The sequence below is a fragment of the Neptunomonas sp. genome (genome assembly GCF_041601355.1).
Lineage (GTDB): Bacteria > Pseudomonadota > Gammaproteobacteria > Pseudomonadales > Balneatricaceae > Neptunomonas.
Genome location: NZ_JBFIIH010000079.1, coordinates 1 through 19200, shown reverse-complemented (window position 1 = coordinate 19200; position 19200 = coordinate 1). Strand labels below are relative to the sequence as shown.

Genomic DNA, 19200 nt, shown 5'->3' with positions numbered 1-19200 from the left:
TTAAACAGTTCTTAACTAAGGTTGAGGCCTGAGAATGCAGCTGTTTGAAAAAGTGTTACAAAACCTGCATTCCGGGGTGCTGATTCTGGACAATAACCTGACCATCTCGTTTGCCAATCATTGGCTGGAAGACGCGTTACAGGGCAAAAAGATAGCCTTAAAAGGCTACTCTTTTTTAGACTACTTTCCTCACCTTAAAGACAGTCGGTTGCATACAGCCATCAATGACTCTCTGAAAAACAACCTGCCATCACTTCTTTCTCCCGGACTTAACCGCTACCCTTTTCCCCTGTATCAAGGCGGCAACAGCAGAAAACCGATGGATCAGTTGATACGTGTGTCACCGATCATTAATGCTGATCAGACCTACTGCATGATCGAAATTTCTGATGTCAGCGCCATGGTTCAGCGCGAGCTGGTGCTCAACGCTATGACAAAAAAATTCAGCGGTTTAGCCTTAACCGATGAGCTGACCAATGTGGCAAACCGCCGCCAGTTTAATATCATGCTGGACCAAGAGATTCATTATGCTTCACGGGATGGCAAGCCACTTTCTCTGATCTTCCTGGATATCGATTCGTTTAAGCCCTATAACGATACACTGGGCCACCAATCCGGAGATCTCTGCTTAATTCAGGTCATCAACGCCCTGCGCAAAAGACTCCGCCGTGGTGGAGATCAACTGGCGCGCTACGGAGGTGATGAATTTTGTATCATCCTGCCGAACACCTCGATTCAGAGCGCTGTCGATACCGCAGAAAGCTTGCGCATATTAATTCAAGAACTTGCCATTCCTCATCCGCAGAGTGATGCCGCAGAGTGTGTCACTATCAGCATTGGGGTTGCCAGCTGGGACAGGGCTAATCTTGAAAGCTCCTCAAGCCTTGTTTTACGGGCTGACAGTTCCTTGTATCGCGCAAAACAAGCAGGCCGAAACCGCGTAATAGGCCATGATTCGGACACGTGGATAAAACCATCGCCAGCGCAAAAATAATCTGTAAACTACGAAATACGAACACCCAGCGGAATAACGACCTTATGCAACTTCAAGATATCAATAAAACCCGTTACAACAAGCATATTAAAATCACCTTTATCGCTATCTGTATCTTTATGCTGGCGGTGTCTTTAACTGTCTCGACACTACTGATTCGCTTCTGGGGCGGGCCTGAAGGTGAAAACCTCCTCTGGAATATCACCGGCGTCGTTGTTGCTGCTGCCTTACTAGCCAGAATACTGATCGCTTATAAACATCACCCTTTTCTTTATGAAGTGGTATATGTGCGCCAGGTGAAAGCCGAACTTAATCGCATCTATCGTAAACAACGTAAGATTAAGGCAGCGGCTTCGGAAGGCGATCCCCGAGCGATGGCCATTTTGGATTTCAGCTATCGCGCTTCACGTCACATCTTCGAGCTGGACAATAATACGATCACACTGGATGATTTAGCCAACAGCCAGCAAGAGCTGAGTGCCCTGCAGCAACAATACAATATTACAGAGCTGCCAACCTATCAGTCAGAATGGGTTGCCGAATACTAACCATCAGCGATAACGCTGCAATGAAGGACGATACGAAAGGAAGCGTAAATGGACCCAAAAAGCGCATTGGTACAAGAATGGACGATTTTACAAACGCAGGCCGATACTTATGAAAAACACGCTTTATATATAAAGTTAATGAGTATCGGCCTTGTCTCTGCTGCATTACTCATCAACCAAACAGGGTTCGGCATCATAGCTCTGCTGTCTGTGCTCTGGTTGCTGGAAGCTATCTGGAAAACATTCCAATCCCGCATCACTGACCGTCTTCTGACAATAGAAGGTGCGCTGAAGGTAAAACAAGACCCGAACGATACTCAGCTTGTCTCTCCTTGCCAGCTCAATGCGGAGTGGTTAGCCCATCGCCAGGGATTCGCCGGTTTAATCGCTGAATACCTATCTCAGGCGATCCGTCCTACGGTTGCATTTCCGCATGTGTTACTTATTGTTGGCGTATGCGTGGTTTACGTGAGTTAAACCGCTGGGATTGATACTATTCACTTAACAGAACGCACTGTTGTAAATTTTCAGGATGAGAGACATGGGGCTGGGTTCAAGGTTAAAAAGTCTGATCGGTGAAGATCTGCTGGATGATATTCAACATCAACTCAAAGAGGTCGCCACCCAAGGGCTGGACCGCCATTTGAAGATCGCAGTCACCGGTCTCAGCCGCAGTGGTAAGACCGTTTTTATCACGTCATTAGTACATCATCTGCTGGAAGCGAACCAAAGCCGTTCACTGCCTTTCTTTGACGTCGCCAGTGATCAACGTATTATCAGCGTTAAAGACCTCAGCTCGTCATCAGACAGCCCTTTTCCTTTGCGCCAATCCGTTCAGGCTTTAGGCCAGGAACCCCCTCTCTGGCCAGAATCCACTACGGGTTTATCCGAAGTCAAACTTGCGATTCGCTACAAGCCGTCCGGGCGCCTGCAACGTTTAATCAACGACAGCGCCACGCTTTATCTCGACATCATCGATTACCCGGGTGAGTGGTTGCTGGATCTGCCGTTGCTCCACCTGGACTTTGCACAATGGTGTCGTAAACAGCAGCAGCTATTTAGCGTAGAGCCTCGTGCCTCGCTTGCGGCAGACTGGAGCAGAGCACAAAGCGCCATCGACTGGCTTGCTCCTGCCGATGACGACGCGCTGGCCATACTCAGCAGCGAGTATACAAAACTACTGCACGTACTGCGCAATCAGGAAAATGCCTTAAGCATGATTCAGCCAGGGCGTTGCGTGTTACCGGGTGAACTGGCGTCCAGTACCTTATTACAACTGTTCCCTATCCTCAATCCACCGGCAGACCTATCCCGGATTACGGCGGGTTCAATGTATCAGCGGTTACAGCAACGCTATGATGACTACCGGGAGCAGATTGTTAAACGCTTTTACCGGGAACATTTTTCCCGCTTTGACCGCCAGGTAGTTCTGGTAGACTGCCTGAAAGCACTGAATCATGGCAAACCCTGCTTTGATGACATGAAGTTGGCATTGACTGAAATATTACAAAGCTTTAATTACGGGCAGTCTGGTTTTTTGCGTCGACTGTTTAGCCCACAAATAGACAAAGTCTTGTTTGCGTCCTCCAAAGCCGATCATGTGACCGCAAACCAGCATCACAATCTTGATAAATTTCTTGAATTGATTATTCAGGATGCACAACGCGAAATGCGTTTTGAAGGTATTGATACCCGCTGTATGGCGCTGGCGTCGATCCGCTCAACCGAGTCGGCTGAAGCAGTGCTCGATGGCCAGACCATCTCTTGTCTCAAGGGAATCAATAAAGAAACGGGAGAGACCATCGCACTCTTTCCCGGTGAAGTACCGGTAGAACTGCCGACTCAGAAAGACTGGAACAGCAGTCGCTTTCGCTTTCTCGATTTTGCACCCCGTAAACTGCCCCAGACAGATCTGAAACCTACGCATCATATCCGCCTGGATCAGGCACTCGAATACCTCACAGGAGATATGTTCTGATGAGCGACCAACCGAACTGGAAAGAGCCGGTATTCATCAACCCTGACAACCTGAAGGAAAAAACAGCGGCAGAGGACTCCGCGCCACATGCACAAGAGTTCCCGCTGGCATCCGTCTCGGTGACCCAGGAGCAGGATGAGAGTACAAGGGTTGACAGACTGGCACGCCCGAAGAAAAAAAGCAGCCGTTGGACCAAAGTGTTTAGCGCCTCCATTGTGGCGCTGCTAAGTGTCGGCGTCATCAGTGAGATTTACCGACTGGTGAACTGGGGGTTTGATACGCACCCGGTACTAGGTGTGACTTTCGTAGCCGTCACCGGTATCGCAACGATTAGCGGCCTCATCTGGACATGGCAGGGATTAAAAGGATTACGACAACTAAAACAGACCGAAGCATTGCATGCAGAGGCAGACGCTTTACGCCATCAAAAAACCCATGGACAAGCCGTCCCACTGCTAAAAAAGCTGGATAGCTATTATGAAAATACAGCGGTTAATAAATCCTTCAAAGAAGCCCTGCAACAGATAGACTCGGCTTACAATGACGGCGAGATTATCCGCTACATATCTCAACATGCCTTAAAAGATCAGGATGAAGCCGCCCGTCGTTGCGTACACCGCTATAGCGTGCAATCCGGCATTATGGTGGCACTTAGCCCTTATGCCACCTTCGATATGTGGCTTGTCGGTTGGCGTAATCTTAAAATGTTGCGCGAAATCACCGATATTTACGGCATTTCACCCGGTGCAGTCACGCAATGGAATCTGCTGAAAAAAGTGTTACACAATATCGCCTTTGCAGGTCTGAGCGAGATGACGATCCACGCAAGTTCCCATGTGCTCGGAAGCTCCCTCACCTCAACGGTTTCTGCCAGAGCAGGTCAGGGAATCGGCGCCGGTTTATTTACAGCCCGTTCAGGCTTGCAAGCTATCCGGCTCTGTCGTCCTCTGCCCCAGGAACAAAGTGACCAGCTACAACTATCGACGGTCACCCAATCAATCCTCAGCGATTTGAAACCCTGATAGATCGATCCGTTAACAACACGGGCGAAAAACATGATCTACAAAAAAATGCCAAAAAAAAGAGAGCCGAAGCTCTCTTTCTTAATCCTGATGATGGCGACTTAGAAGAAGCCCATCGGATTGATATCGTAGCTAACCAGCATGTTTTTAGTCTGCTGATAATGTTCCAGCATCATCTTATGTGTTTCACGACCCACACCGGATTTCTTATAACCACCGAATGCCGCATGTGCTGGATAATGGTGATAGCAGTTAGTCCATACACGGCCCGACTGAATACCACGACCCATACGATAAGACAGGTTCATATCACGTGTCCAGACACCCGCACCCAAACCAAACTCGGAATCATTGGCAATCGCCAGCGCTTCGGCTTCATCTTTAAAGGTTGTCACTGAAACAACAGGACCAAAAATTTCTTCCTGGAAAACGCGCATGTCGTTTGTACCTTTCAGCAACGTAGGCTGAATGTAGTAACCCTTACCGAAACTGCCTTCCAGGCTTTCTGCTTCACCACCGATCAGTACTTCAGCGCCTTCATTACGACCAATTTCCATATAGCTCAGAATCTTATCAAACTGCTCCTGAGACGCCTGCGCACCCACCATTACCTCTGTATCGAGAGGGTTACCACGTTTGATCAGTTTAATACGCTCAATTACCTTTTCGATGAACCGATCGTAGATAGATTCCTGAACCAACAAACGTGATGGGCAAGTACATACCTCACCCTGGTTGAAGAACGCCAATACTGCGCCTTCAACACACTTGCTCAAAAATTCTTCTTCGTGGTCCATTACATCAGCAAAATAGATGTTAGGTGATTTTCCACCTAATTCTACTGTTGATGGAATGATATTTTCCGCCGCACACTTAAGAATATGTGAGCCGACCGGAGTCGAGCCTGTAAAGGCAATTTTAGCAATGCGCTTGCTGGTTGCTAATGCCTGACCTGCTTCTGCACCGTATCCGTTTACAATGTTGATAACACCTGGTGGCAATAAATCACCAATCACTTCCATCATGACCAGAATAGAAGCCGGAGTCTGCTCGGCAGGCTTCATAACCACACAGTTACCTGCAACGATAGCAGGAGCAAGCTTCCATACCGCCATCAATAACGGGAAGTTCCAGGGAATAATCTGACCAACAACACCCAGCGGCTCATGGAAATGATAAGCAACGGTGTTGCCATCAATCTCACCAATAGTACCTTCCTGAGCACGGATACAACCCGCATAGTAACGGAAATGGTCAACAGCCAAAGGAACATCAGCATTCAGGGTTTCACGAACCGCTTTACCGTTATCCCAGGTTTCAGCTACAGCGAGCTTTTCAATATTAGCTTCAAGTCTGTCAGCAATTTTTAACAAGAGATTCGAACGAGCGGTAACCGATGTAGCGCCCCATGCATCTTTGGCTGCATGTGCTGCATCGAGTGCTAAATTAATATCTGCTTCTGTTGAACGAGGAATTTCACAAAAGATCTCGCCATCCACCGGTGAGGTGTTTTTAAAATACTCTCCGCTTACCGGTGCAACCCACTCACCACCAATATAGTTACCATAGCGCTTTTTAAATGTAACAACTGAGCCTTCAGTTCCTGGCTGTGCATAAATCATCTTCTTGGCCTCTTTCTTGTTATTCAAGCCCTGCCCAACCAGCAGGTACTATTCAATTAATCACAGTCCGATATTAGCGATTCACAAGCCAGCTCAGATATCGCCCATTGGATGCGAAAAACTACTACTTTAGTGCCTGCCACCTATTCGCACCTAAAGAGAGACCTCTCATATGGCCGTCTGGTAGCGCAAGTTTTCAGCCGATTGATTCCCTGTTTTCTGTTCAATGAATAACGCAGGCTAATACGTAAAAAATAATTTAAACTGAAAAAACAGAGTAATTTTTATTACTTTTTCAAAAAAATGTTGATTACAAAGTAACTGATTAATCTGATGAGCTATTTATGAAACTAGAAGATCTCGATCTTTTTGTTCGCACCGCCGATAGCGGTAACATTACAGCAGCGGCTCGTGACCTGGATATTTCACCGGCTGCGGCCAGCGCCGCCATTAAGCGTCTTGAGCAACAGGTAGATAACAGCCTGTTTATCCGCTCTACCCGCAAATTACGTTTAACCGCGGCGGGTGAGCGATTTTTACCTCACTGCCGGCGGGTACTGGCCGAGCTGATAGAAGCAACACAAGCGCTCGCTCAAGATAAGACCCAGTTAAGCGGTGCACTTAAGATTTCCGTTTCCTCTGATTTTGGCCGCAACCTGTTACTCCCCTGGCTGGACGACTTTATGCAACAGCATCCGCTGATTTCCATCAGCCTGAATGCCAGTGACAGCCTCTCAGACTTCTACCGTGACCGTGTCGATATCGCCTTACGCTATGGCAAGCCCGAAGACTCATCTCTGGTCGCTTTTCCTATCTGCGAGACACAACGGGTGCTGTGTGCCGCTCCGGAGTATTTGGCGCGTTACGGGACGCCTCAACACCCCAAAGCACTGGCAGAACACAACTGCCTGCTGTATCTGGTGGGTGAGCGTACCTACGATGTGTGGAGTTTTTCACACCAACAGGAATCGATGAAAATACGGGTGCAGGGAAACAGAATCTGCAATGATGCCGACCTGGTACACCGCTGGGCCGTTTCAGGGCAAGGGATCGCGTTTAAGTCCCGATTGGATATGGTTCAGGACCTGCAGGCAGGCAATGTTATCGAGTTATTAGCGGAGTATTCGACTGAGCCCGCCAATTTATGGCTTATCTGCCCTAACCGTAAACAGGTAACGCCCGCCGTTCTGATGTTCCGTGATATGTTACGCCAGCGCTGCAAAGCGCTACTAGAGAGTTAAAAAAAAAAGCCTGATCCTTAAGGATTCAGGCTTTTAGAGGCTCCTGTTTCAATACACTTGTTTCAAAGGCTCTTTCTTGAAGGCTCCTTTTTCAAGGGGTTGCCCTGAACCCTTTAATTAGTTGCCAGGTTAGCGTTCTGCTTTGGTAACTTAAACGTCCAGACCATACCGCCCTGGTTTAAGTCTTTGATACGTTTAGCCACTTCACCGCCCCACAATGGAACCGCACCACCCCAACCGGACACAACGGAAACATACTGTTCGCCATCCATATCCCAGGTAACCGGCGTACCAACGATGCCGGAACCGGTATTAAACTTGTACATCTCTTCGCCGGTTGTAGCATTAAAGGCTTTCAGGTAGCCTTCAGGCGTACCCATAAACACTAAGTTACCCTTGGTAACCATAGTGCCACCCCACAGTGGTGAGTAGTTCTTGTAATCCCAAACCACTTTGCCGGTCTTAGGATCAATCGCACGCAATACACCAATGTACTCTTCATTGATCGCTTTGATGGTAAAGCCTGCACCTAAATATGCAGCACCTTTTTTGTATGATACCGGCTCATTCCAGATATCCATTTCCCACTCATTGGAAGGCACATAGAACAGACCCGTATCCTGGCTATACGACATCGGCATCCAGTTTTTACCACCGAGGAATGCCGGTGCTGCTGCAACCGAACTACCCTGCTTACCATCAGCAGATGCTGCCGGGCTACCCGGACGGAATGCCTCGTTATAAATCGGACGGCCTTTGTCATCCAGACCTGTAGCCCATGTCATTTTATCGACAAACGGGAAGCCACGAATAAAGCCACCATTTTCACGATTTAAGACATAGAAGAAACCATTACGGTCTGCGGTTCCGGCCGCTTTAACGGTTTTGCCATCCGCCTGGTAATCAAAAGATATCAATTCGTTTACACCGTCGTAATCCCAACCATCATGTGGCGTAGTCTGAAAGTGCCAAACGATTTTTCCGTCATCAGGATCGATACCCAGACGTGAAGAGGAGAACAGGTTGTCGCCGGGGCGCAGGTGTGAGTTCCATGGTGCCGGGTTACCTGTACCGAAGAACAACAGATCAACATCAGCATCGTAGGTGCCGCCTAACCACGTTGCTGCACCACCGGTTTTCCACATGTCACCAGGCCAGGTTTTACCGGCTTCGCCACCCGAAATACCGTTTTCAACTTTTTTACCATCTTTCCACACATAACCCATGTGACCTTCAACCGTAGGACGGGTCCACACCAACTGACCTGTTAACGCATCATAGGCTTCAACTTTACCGACAACACCAAACTCACCACCGGACACACCGGTGATCAATTTACCTTTGACGATGATCGGTGCCGCCGTTAATGAGTAACCGGCTTTATAATCTTCAACTGTTTTTTTCCAAACCACTTTACCCGTATCTTTGTTCAGAGCGACCAGTTTAGCGTCCAGCGTCCCGAAGATAACCAGGTCACCATACAGAGCAACACCGCGATTGATTACATCACAGCAAGGCATAATGGCATCGGGTAAGCGGGCATCATACTGCCACAGCTCATCACCGGTTTTAACATCGATTGCATAAACACGGGAATACGAACCTGTTACAAACATCACACCATCTTTAACAACTGGCTGTGATTCCTGACCACGCTGCTTCTCACCACCAAAGGAGAATGCCCAAACCGGGCGCAGGTCTTTTATCGTATCTGGATTAACAGCGGTCAGTGAGCTATAGCGCTGTCCACGCAAACCCATACCATAGGAAACAATATCATCGGTTGTAGCCTGATCATTTAAAATATCTTCATCAGTTACACCGGCCGAGACAACAGCAGAGAACGAGATGGCGGCGGCGAGCGCACTCACTGCAAAGCCTTGGCCTAAAGTCGTTTTGTTCATCACTAGCTCCTTTACGGAATCGTTTTTTATTGTGAGGCATTCTGGGGAAAACCGGGAAAGCATCCCCAAATCTTATTTCTATTCTGAAGTTTTGCAGAATTCCGACAATTACTCCCGAGAACAACTTTTCTCGTTACTTAGTACTACTACTTGCTCTGGCTCTACTCAGAACAAGCAAAAAAAGACGCCCATAAGGGCGCCAAAGTTTTACAGATCTGCTCTTTAAAACGCCTCTTCTTCATAATGGCTATACAGGTGAAATACCGAGCGCACAAATTCTGAACGGCGCAGTGCTATCGCCTCAAAGCGCTTATCCAGGGGCAACTTCATCACCTCATTCATACTTAACCCTTGCGAAGCAGCCAGCGTTAACGTCTCATCTATCCATTGCAGATACGCTTGCATTTGCTGCAAGGACTCACCGTTTTTATCAACAGGCCCATGACCCGGAACGATCAACTGATAGGTTAACGCTCCGAGCTTCGCAATATCATTTATCCAGACACGCAGCCCTGGCGTATGTGGCGTCGTCAACGCACGCTGAAAAAACACAATATCCGAAGCAAACAATACACCGCTGGTTTCGTCCAGCATCACCAGATCGGCACCGGCATGCCCACTCATCGCGATAAAACGCAAACGGTGCTTGCCTACTTGCATCACCGGCATCTGATCAATGTTAAGTGGCTTAGTTGGCAAAAAAACTTCAGTTGATCGCATCCAGTCACCGACCAATCGATACATATTCTCAGCAAAGGCGTTACCATGCTGCGCAATCAGTTGGCCCGTTTCAGGAAGCGCCCAGATTGTTGCCTCTGTAAATGCCTGATTTCCCAAAAAGTGATCCGGATGGTGATGGCTGTTAAACACATGAATAACCGCTTTATCTGTCACTGAGCGGATCGCTTCGCGTAGTGCTTCGCCATAGCGTTTTGATGGCCCTGTATCAAAAACAACCACCCCCTCTTCTGTAACGATAAAGGCAGTATTGACAATGTTACCGCCATTTTCACGCGTAAAGTCTTGCAGCTTTCCTTGAAGCAACCAGGTATTTTCTGCAATCTTTTCAGGGATGAGCTGATATTCCAGTTTTGCGGCTAAAGCACTAAAGGATGTACTTATCAGGAGAGTCAAAAAAACGAATCGCATTATGTGCATCATCTGCTCCTACAGCGCTTTTTCAAACTCATTACCGTTGTTATCCCTAAGCCATAAGTGATACAGCTCAGTAGAAGTCAGGTCAGAAGCCAGATCAAAAGAGAAGACAGGGTTCTCGCTGACCGGTTGTGATAACTCCATCCTGAGTAATGCCTGACCAGACTGATCACGCAACTCAAGCTGTTGCAGGTAGAACTCCGGAATAGCATCGACTAAGCCGGTATCCATCGGATGAATCACCTTAACCTTGTAACGACCAAGCCCCTCTCGCAGTACTTTTTTAGCACTGATTTCACCTAAGTGGCTTTCCCAGTAAGGGCTGGCATTGGCCACGCTTGGCGTTGTGCATCCTCCACCCGCAGCATCCAGATAGCTTCCACCCACCAGCCATTCGCCCTGTTGTGTTAACACTGCTGCACGTATCGGTGTGGCCTGCTGAACTTTGATTCGCAAAGAGATATTCGGCGCAACTTGTTTCAGCGGATAATAGGTATAAATATGCTGAATCGGATTTAAATCAGCCCAGACAACAATTTTTTCGATCTTTTCGGATAACGCAGTGGTATCCACAGTGACCGGTACTTGGGTGGGATCTTCTGCAAAAGGAGGAACCGAAACGACAACGCGATCATCAAACTGATAAGGCGTATCGCCTAAAAATACATTTCTCAGATAATCCCACATCGGAGATTTCAGAGGATCATCCGACGCCAGAACTAACGGACTCAATAACAAACCAAGCACTACCAACATACGGTACATAGCGGCTTTTATAGTCTGCATCCGAGTCTCCTCTTTTGATACTTTTTAACACTTTCAGATGGTTATTGGGTAACGTTATAAAGCTCCGGCAACTCATAGGTTAAACCGTAACGACTAAACAGAGCCTCCATCTCACCGGAACGCACCATCTTTTCCACCACCTCTTCCACCGCGTAGCTTAGCTGCCGATAGCTGCTTTTCACTGCCATACCGACATCCCACTTCTGCTTACCTATCGACGGAAAACCATTTTCGGCCACCTGATAACGCGGATCATTCGCTGTAAATAACAGATGATCTATCTCCGAGCGCATCGCCATGACCGCGTCTACCTCCCCCGCTTGCATAGCAGCAAAGGCTTTACCGGGGTTTCCATAGTGGTGCACATTTTTACGCATGCGCCCCTGAAAAGCAGAGGTCAGATAAAAATCCGGCAAACTATCGATCTCAACGCCGATCGGGTAGTACTGAAAAACCGCCATAGTTTTTACTGCATCGATTTTTTCTGCGTCAAAAGATACCCGCCACGATTCACGCTGATACGGCCCGAACATCACGACCTGCTCATTTACCATTTCGCCAGTTTGCGTATCCTGCCGGTAAGCAAACTCACGGTCATAAGGAACCCGCATCATCACATCAGAGACTTTCTTCAACGCCAATGGGTTTTCTGCATCTTTGTCCAGATAATGCCCTTTCCAGACATTATTGCGCAGGTCATCTTCTAAGTTTTCGTCCGGGGTAATCCAGTGCAACTGCAAATCAAGATTAAATGCGGCGGCTATTGCTTTACCCAACTCGATATCAACACCTTTAGGCTGCTCATCGACCAGATAAGAGTACGGGGGAAAGTCATGGTAAACACCGACGATGAGATGCCCTGAAGCGATCACATCATCGTAAGCACGGGCTTGCACCTGTCCGGAGAACCCCAGACAGATACTTATCAGAAAAGCGGAGAGCTTATTCTTCAACACTGATCGACTCCAACCAGGTACGGATCGCCCATAGCGCTTCCTGGCTCAGATAGTCTGCCATTGCGGGCATATACACAGCACCATCACGTACCGCCCCATTAACGACACGATACTGGTACCACTCATCACCTTCCAGGCCAGCTTCCAGCATGCGCAAATCAGGCGCGATACCCCCTGAAATACCCTCTAATCCATGGCAACGCGCACAGTTCTGGGTATAGGCAGAGTAGCCAATTTTGATAGCCTCAGCATTCTTTTCATAAGGCGGACGGTAAGGGTTTTCATCAAGCCATTCTTCACCCAGTGGATCCAATCCTTCTACATCAACACCCTGAGGTGTCACATCTCCATGCGCCATCGCTTGAGTTGAAAGACCCGCACAAAATACCAGTGCAGCCGTCGATAGTAATAGTTTATTTTTCAGGAACATTAGATTCACCCACATTTTTGTTATCACGACACACATATCGGATCGGAACTGGATAGTGTCTCACTGTTGCTTAAATAATGACCCAGACAAATCAATTCAAAAAGTGTACTTTGGCGCGCAAAAACTAGTTCCTTGGTACTGGGTTTAACGGCGACACAAAAAATCCGATAAACTTTTTACAGTATGCCTGAAATGGACAGTACTTGACTTTATGGGTCTGGCGAGGAGTTTAAAGCCTTATAGTAAATATGGGTTCCGCTGTGCCGGATACCCCGGATACAGGTGTTTTTTTTGGGGGGGGGTTAAGGAGAAGAGCGCTACGAGAGAGAGGCCGGGGCACCACCAAAGTGACGACCTGACCTTACAGATAGTTTAACGTTTCTGCTTTAATTTTTGGTTACGAGGTTTCGTAAAACATAGTGCAAAATACCGCCGTGCTGGTAATAACCCCACTCACTTTCAGTATCTATTCTTACTTTAAGCTTAAAATTAACAACCTTACCGTCGGTTTTCTTTGCTTCAGCTTTAATCTGATCAGGCTTATCATCTAAGCTACTGAAACTAAAAATCTCAGTACCCTCCAAGCTTAAAGATTCAGCACTGTCGCCCGGCATATACTCTAGTGGAAGCACGCCGAAACCGACTAAATTGGAACGGTGTATTCGCTCGTAACTTTGTGCAATGACGACTTCAATGCCGAGTAATTTTGTGCCTTTAGCCGCCCAGTCCCGGCTTGAACCCGTGCCATATTCCTTGCCCGCCAACACCACCAATGGTGTTTTGTTTTCTTGATAGCGCATGGCGGCATCGTAAATACTGGTCACTTCGTCATTGGGAAGGTAGCAGGTATAACCCCCTTCCGTTTCCGGGGCTAACTGATTACGCAGGCGTGTATTAGCAAAGGTACCGCGCATCATCACTTCATGATTACCGCGCCGTGAGCCCAGGCTGTTAAAGTCTTTAACGACAATACCCTGGTCTTGCAAATAATGACCTACAGGACTATCGGCTTGAATAGCACCTGCCGGTGAAATATGGTCAGTGGTAATAGAGTCGCCCACTTTAACAATACAACGGGCGTTTTTAATCGTCGGTAACGCAGGCACATCACGGGTAATAGCCTCAAAAAACGGAGGATTTTTAACGTAAGATGATTCAGGCCAGCTATACGTTTTACCCTCTGGCACAGGCAATTCCCGCCATTGTTCAGTGCCTTCGAATACGTCTTGATAGCGCGACTTAAACATTGCAGCAGACACCGAACTGGCTATCAAATTGCTGACTTCCTGAGCGGTGGGCCAAATATCTTTTAAGAATACTGGCTTGCCCTCATTATCATGACCGAGAGGTTCCTTGGTTAAATCTTTTGTCATAGTGCCTGCTATGGCATAAGCGACCACTAACGGTGGTGATGCCAGGTAGTTGGCACGCGTATCCTGATGAATTCTGCCTTCAAAATTTCGATTACCGGACAGCACTGAGCTGACCGTGAGTTTACCTTTATGGATTGCATCACTAACCACCTTCGGGAGAGGGCCTGAGTTGCCAATACAGGTGGTGCAACCAAAACCCACTACATCGAAGCGCAGTGCCTGAAGATCATCTAACACGCCCGCTTTCTCTAAATAAGCAGGAACCACCTGAGAGCCCGGTGCGAGCGACGTTTTAACCCATGGCTTGGTGGTTAACCCGCGAGCTCTGGCTTTTTGTGCGACTAACCCGGCAGCGATCATCACGGCCGGGTTAGACGTGTTGGTGCACGAAGTTATAGCGGCAATGACCACGTCACCATGTTGAAGGTAGTGAGTGTTGCCATCAATTTCTATTTCTACTGCACCTAACACAGGTTGATTGCCAATGGCGGTTGAACCTCCTTCATCGGCAAATCGACTGAGTGTGTCGTTATCAAGCTCAACGCCTTGTAATTGCATATGCTCAAGGAAGGCCCGTTTTGCATCAGTGAGCGCAATTTTGTCCTGAGGGCGCTTAGGGCCCGCAATGCTAGGCACAACCTCTGCTAAATCAAGTTGTACGCTATCAGAATAGTTGGCGGGTGCTGCACCCTCTTCGCGCCAAAAGCCTTGCGCTTTGGCGTAGGCTTCAACAACTCGAATCTGGTCTTCTTCGCGACCACTTAAGCGCATGTAGGTAAGAGTTTCATCGTCAATCGGGAAGATGCCGCAAGTAGCACCATATTCAGGTGCCATATTGGCGATGGTCGCACGGTCAGCTACGGGCAGATTGGCAAGACCATCACCATAAAACTCAACAAATTTACCGACGACGCCTTTCTCGCGTAAGATTTTGGTTACTGTTAAGACGAGGTCGGTTGCTGTTGCGCCTTCATTCAGCGATCCTTTGAGCTCAAAACCTATCACCTCGGGCAGCAACATGCTGACGGGTTGCCCTAACATGGCCGCTTCGGCTTCAATGCCACCAACGCCCCAGCCAAGCACGCCAAGACCATTAATCATGGTCGTATGTGAGTCAGTACCGACTAAGGTGTCTGGGAGCAATAGAGTCTCGTCGTGCTTGGTTTTATGCATATCAATTTTTTGCATAACAACATGGGCGAGGTATTCAAGGTTAACCTGATGCACGATACCCGTACCCGGTGGTACTACACGAAAATCAGAAAATGCTTTTTGCCCCCAACGTAAAAACTGATAACGCTCTTTGTTGCGTTCAAACTCGATAGCGGTGTTCTTGCTCAAGGCGTCTTCTGAGCCAAAGAAGTCGACCATAACCGAGTGATCGATGACGAGATCCACAGGCACTAACGGATTGATTTGATCTGGATCGCCTTCGAGTTTAATCATCGCATCGCGCATTGCTGCTAAATCGACAATGGCGGGGACACCGGTGAAATCTTGTAATACGACGCGTGCGGGTGTGAAGGCAATTTGTTGCTGAGACGGCGTTTTAGCATCCCAGGCACATAAGGCTTCAATATCGTGCTTGTGTGTATGGTGACCATCCTCATTCCGCAACAAGTTTTCGAGTAAAATTTTCATGCTGTAGGGAAGCTTTTGCACAGCATCCTGATTAGGCAGGCGTGTAATGTCATACATTGAAAAGGTTGACTGGTTAACATCAATGTCGCGCTTAGTATCAAAGCTATTGTTGCTCATGTCTCTGAACTCCTTACTTGTATACAATCCTCCACCAGACTCCTGATCTGGTGGAGGAAAACTGTCAATCAGGCTTATCAGTCACAGCTCCGGTAGAAGCAGAGCTAACTGTTCTCGCATATTTTGCCAGCAGTCCTCTGGTATATTTTGGTGCAGGCTGTTGCCAGTTCTGCTTTCTCCTGGCCATTTCTTCATCGTTAATATTGAGCGTGATCTCACGTTTTTGCGCGTCAATGGTAATGCTATCACCATTTTCTATCAGTGCGATGGCACCGCCCACATATGCTTCAGGCGTGATATGGCCTACGACAAAACCCCTGCTACCGCCTGAAAAGCGACCATCGGTGATAAGCGCGACATCATTACCTAAGCCTTTACCCATAATTGCCGAGGTGGGGCTCAACATTTCCCGCATGCCAGGGCCGCCTCTCGGACCCTCGTAGCGAATCACAACTACGTCACCGGCGACCACCTGGCCATCAATAATAGCGGCAAAACCTTGTTCTTCTGAGTCATACACTTTAGCCATGCCGGTAAAGTTTAAACCCTCTTTGCCTGTGATTTTTGAAACGGCGCCTTCAGGCGCTAAATTACCGCTGAGTATCACCAAATGACTGTCTTTTTTGATTGGCTTATCAAAAGGTAAAATAATAGTCTGCCCTTCAGGATAATCAGCTACCCCGGCCAAATTTTCGGCCATGGTTTTGCCGGTGACTGTCATGCAATCGCCGTGCAGCATGCCTGCATCTAACAAACGCTTCATCAGAGGCTGAATGCCACCGATTTCAATTAATTCAGACATCAGATATTGACCACTTGGACGCAAGTCGGCAATCACCGGTGTTTTATCACCAATGCGCACAAAATCATCCAATGTCACTTCCACCCCTACGGCGTCGGCCATCGCAATTAAATGCAGCACTGCATTGGTAGATCCTCCTAGCGTAATGGTCAGCGTAATAGCATTCTCAAATGCCTTTTTGGTCATAATATCAGAGGGCTTAATGTCATGTTCGAGCAAGTAAACAATGGCTTTTCCTGCATCGACACAGTCTTGTTTTTTGCTATCTGAAACCGCATTCTGCGCAGAGCTGTTCGGCATACTCATGCCCAACGCTTCAATCGCCGAGGCTAAGGTATTTGCCGTATACATGCCGCCGCAGGAGCCCGGCCCGGGGATCGCCGTTTTTTCAATATGTTCCAACTGAGTGATGGGAATATTGCCGCTGGCATAACCCCCTACCGCTTCAAATACTGACACAATATCTGTGTGGTTTTCGCCCGGTAAAATCGTCCCACCATAAACAAAGATAGAGGGCCGATTCAGGCGTGCCAGACCCATCAGACATCCGGGCATATTTTTATCGCAGCCGCCAATAGCAATAATGCCATCATGTCCCATGCCGGCCGATACCGCCTCTATAGAATCACAAATAACTTCACGCGATACCAAAGAATACTTCATGCCTTCGGTGCCCATGGAGATACCGTCAGAGATGGTAATGGTGTTATAAATTACACTTTTAGCACCGGCGCTATCGACGCCCTTACCCACCTCTTCTGCAAGGGTGTTAATGTGCATGTTGCATGGCGTGACCATTGACCAGGTTGAGGCAATACCCACCTGCGGTTTTTTGAAATCTGTGTCGCCAAATCCTACCGCCCTTAACATAGCGCGACTAGGAGCCTGAGCTGCACCATCTACGATTTTTTTTGAATATTTGCGCAGTTTATCGGTACTCATATTTTTATCTTCTTTGTCAGCTTCAAAAAATGCACAATAAAATTGTACAAACAAATAAACAATCTAGAGAAAACCTTCTTGACACAATCTTTCGTGTAACACTTTTATATGTGCCGGGCCAATCTCGCAGCAGCCTCCGATAATCGAGGCCCCCTCTCTTACCCAGCCCATAGCATATTCTGCGTATTGTGCTGGACTCAAGTCCTGACGTACCTCTAGCTGCTCAACAGTGCCACCCGGCAGCAAAGGCCCTACCGAAACAAAACCATTGGCATAAGCCCCAATCTTCTTACCCATACTACGCAACTGTGGCCAGCAATCATTAATAGCCTCAGGGTGGCTGCAATTTAACAGGGTTGCCTCAGCCCCCAAAGAGGCGAGTACTTGCAAGGCTTCATGCAGCGATTCACCACTGCGTAACAGCCCCGGATGGAAGTCACTAACAGTTAGCGCCACCCATACGGGCTTGCCACTTTCCATTGCTGCTGTGCAGGCTGCACGTGCCTCATTTATGGAGGCCATCGTTTCGCACAAGAAAAGGTCACTGGCGGGAGATTGCAATTCAACAAGCCGACGATAAGCGTCCAGTGAAGCCTCGAACGGTAGCGATACATCGGGCCGGTAACTGGCAACCAGCGGCGGCAAACACCCCGCTATGACAACATCATCGCGTTCGGCCAGTTCAATGGCACCTAAGGCAGCCTCCATAGCAGACTTGTGAAGCGCCTCCAATTGAGCCAGCTCATTTTCCCGTGCCAGACGCTGTGGCGTCGCGGTATAGGTATTGAGTGTGATAACACGAGCACCACTCTCAATAAAATCGAGGTGCAAGTCTCGCACCAGCATTGGCTCATTCAACATAATATCGGCAGACCAAAGAGGGGTAGTTTTACGCGAGCTTCTGCGTAAAAGCTCCTGTCCCATGCCCCCATCAAGTAGTGTGATGTGATTCAATCTTTCTTACCCCAGTATTAGTTTGTTGCCAACGCAGCATGCCTTAATTTGCGCCAAGCAGAAATTGTTTATTTACCTATTCCATTAAGAGTACGTTCAACCTCAGATGTTCAACATAAACAACACCGGCATTTAATAATCGATCCGCCGCTTACTTACAGATTGCTTTTTCCGGATTCAGACTACGCTGGACCAGCGCTTTAATCAGTTGTATAGGTTTGACACTATTTTTACGGATAGTTGTTCATTCCTTCAATCCAGTCAAAAATGTCATTGTAGGGATGAAAGAATTAAGTAGTGAATTAGTGAATGAATTAGTTCAAAGTAAAATTTGAGGCTCATTCAACCTGAGAAATACAGGAGCGCATCATGGCAGGTGGCTGGTCCCGGGACGGGGCGGTTCAAGATCAAATTGATGCCAGTGTAGAAGATGCGATAACACTGGCTCGCAGTCGGTTACCTATCGGCGATAGTTTAACGCATTGCGAGGAATGTGAAGCCATCATCCCAGAAGCCCGACGCAAGGCTGTGCCCGGCGTGCGATTATGTGTCCGCTGCCAGACAGAACTCGACAAACAGCAAGCGAACCTCAGTAGCTATAACCGACGCGGCAGCAAAGACAGCCAATTGAGGTGACCTTCAAACGGAACGAAAAGGACATGGTTACTATAGGTTTTGTAAATAAGTGGGAGCAGATGAAACATGCCGGGAATAATAAAAGTAAGTTTCATCTGA

Annotated in this window: 16 protein-coding genes; 7 read left to right on the top strand and 9 right to left on the bottom strand. The window is 47.9% G+C overall.

Going from position 1 to position 19200, the window contains the following annotated elements; genetic code table 11:
- Positions 1-34 precede the first annotated feature (34 nt).
- The 5 genes from ABY436_RS12890 to ABY436_RS12870 all read left to right on the top strand — a co-directional run bounded on the left by ABY436_RS12890 (position 35) and on the right by ABY436_RS12870 (position 4542).
- Positions 35-994 (top strand): diguanylate cyclase, encoded by a 960-nt coding sequence (locus ABY436_RS12890; RefSeq protein WP_372739371.1) that lies wholly within the window; start codon positions 35-37, stop codon positions 992-994.
- A 44-nt stretch (positions 995-1038) separates the two neighbouring features.
- Positions 1039-1542, top strand: coding sequence for a DUF3087 family protein (locus ABY436_RS12885; RefSeq protein WP_372739370.1), 504 nt, complete (start codon positions 1039-1041; stop codon positions 1540-1542).
- Between the two features lie 48 nt (positions 1543-1590).
- Positions 1591-2019: a hypothetical protein gene (locus ABY436_RS12880; RefSeq protein ID WP_372739369.1), complete on the top strand. Its 429-nt coding sequence runs from the start codon at positions 1591-1593 to the stop codon at positions 2017-2019.
- A 64-nt stretch (positions 2020-2083) separates the two neighbouring features.
- The gene (locus tag ABY436_RS12875) at positions 2084-3520 is read left to right on the top strand and encodes a YcjX family protein (protein ID WP_372739368.1); all 1437 of its coding nucleotides are present in this window, start codon (positions 2084-2086) and stop codon (positions 3518-3520) included.
- On the top strand, positions 3520-4542 hold the full coding sequence (locus ABY436_RS12870; protein WP_372739367.1) for a TIGR01620 family protein: 1023 nt from the start codon (positions 3520-3522) through the stop codon (positions 4540-4542). Before ABY436_RS12875 ends, ABY436_RS12870 begins: the two co-directional genes overlap by 1 nt.
- A gap of 101 nt (positions 4543-4643) precedes the next feature.
- On the opposite strand, the gene ABY436_RS12865 is transcribed toward ABY436_RS12870, so the two are convergent.
- Positions 4644-6164: an aldehyde dehydrogenase family protein gene (locus ABY436_RS12865; RefSeq protein ID WP_372739366.1), complete on the bottom strand. Its 1521-nt coding sequence runs from the start codon at positions 6162-6164 to the stop codon at positions 4644-4646.
- 344 nt (positions 6165-6508) lie between these two features.
- On the opposite strand from ABY436_RS12865, the gene ABY436_RS12860 reads away from it, so the two are divergent.
- Positions 6509-7405: a LysR family transcriptional regulator gene (locus ABY436_RS12860; RefSeq protein WP_372739365.1), complete on the top strand. Its 897-nt coding sequence runs from the start codon at positions 6509-6511 to the stop codon at positions 7403-7405.
- Positions 7406-7518: 113 nt separating this feature from the next.
- Here ABY436_RS12860 and ABY436_RS12855 read toward each other — a convergent pair whose 3' ends face one another.
- The 8 genes from ABY436_RS12855 to ABY436_RS12820 all read right to left on the bottom strand — a co-directional run bounded on the left by ABY436_RS12855 (position 7519) and on the right by ABY436_RS12820 (position 18465).
- Positions 7519-9309: a PQQ-dependent methanol/ethanol family dehydrogenase gene (locus ABY436_RS12855; protein ID WP_372739364.1), complete on the bottom strand. Its 1791-nt coding sequence runs from the start codon at positions 9307-9309 to the stop codon at positions 7519-7521.
- A gap of 222 nt (positions 9310-9531) precedes the next feature.
- Positions 9532-10458, bottom strand: coding sequence for a quinoprotein relay system zinc metallohydrolase 1 (locus ABY436_RS12850; RefSeq protein WP_372739363.1), 927 nt, complete (start codon positions 10456-10458; stop codon positions 9532-9534).
- A gap of 18 nt (positions 10459-10476) precedes the next feature.
- Positions 10477-11250 carry a quinoprotein dehydrogenase-associated SoxYZ-like carrier gene (locus ABY436_RS12845; RefSeq protein WP_372739362.1) on the bottom strand — a complete coding sequence of 258 codons (774 nt, stop codon included), beginning with the start codon at positions 11248-11250 and terminating at the stop codon, positions 10477-10479.
- A 41-nt stretch (positions 11251-11291) separates the two neighbouring features.
- Positions 11292-12206, bottom strand: a complete 915-nt coding sequence (locus tag ABY436_RS12840) for a substrate-binding periplasmic protein (RefSeq protein WP_372739361.1) — start codon at positions 12204-12206, stop codon at positions 11292-11294.
- Positions 12193-12636, bottom strand: coding sequence for a cytochrome c-550 PedF (pedF, locus tag ABY436_RS12835; RefSeq protein WP_372739360.1), 444 nt, complete (start codon positions 12634-12636; stop codon positions 12193-12195). The genes ABY436_RS12840 and pedF overlap by 14 nt, the downstream gene beginning before the upstream one ends.
- A gap of 386 nt (positions 12637-13022) precedes the next feature.
- Positions 13023-15767, bottom strand: coding sequence for an aconitate hydratase AcnA (acnA, locus tag ABY436_RS12830; RefSeq protein WP_372739359.1), 2745 nt, complete (start codon positions 15765-15767; stop codon positions 13023-13025).
- Positions 15768-15831: 64 nt separating this feature from the next.
- Complete coding sequence (gene ilvD, locus ABY436_RS12825) at positions 15832-17511, bottom strand: dihydroxy-acid dehydratase (protein ID WP_372739358.1); 1680 nt, start codon at positions 17509-17511, stop codon at positions 15832-15834.
- A 63-nt stretch (positions 17512-17574) separates the two neighbouring features.
- Positions 17575-18465 (bottom strand): homocysteine S-methyltransferase family protein, encoded by an 891-nt coding sequence (locus ABY436_RS12820; protein ID WP_372739357.1) that lies wholly within the window; start codon positions 18463-18465, stop codon positions 17575-17577.
- A gap of 369 nt (positions 18466-18834) precedes the next feature.
- Between ABY436_RS12820 and ABY436_RS12815 the strand changes: the two genes are divergently transcribed.
- Positions 18835-19101: a DksA/TraR family C4-type zinc finger protein gene (locus ABY436_RS12815; protein WP_372739356.1), complete on the top strand. Its 267-nt coding sequence runs from the start codon at positions 18835-18837 to the stop codon at positions 19099-19101.
- Positions 19102-19200 lie beyond the last annotated feature (99 nt).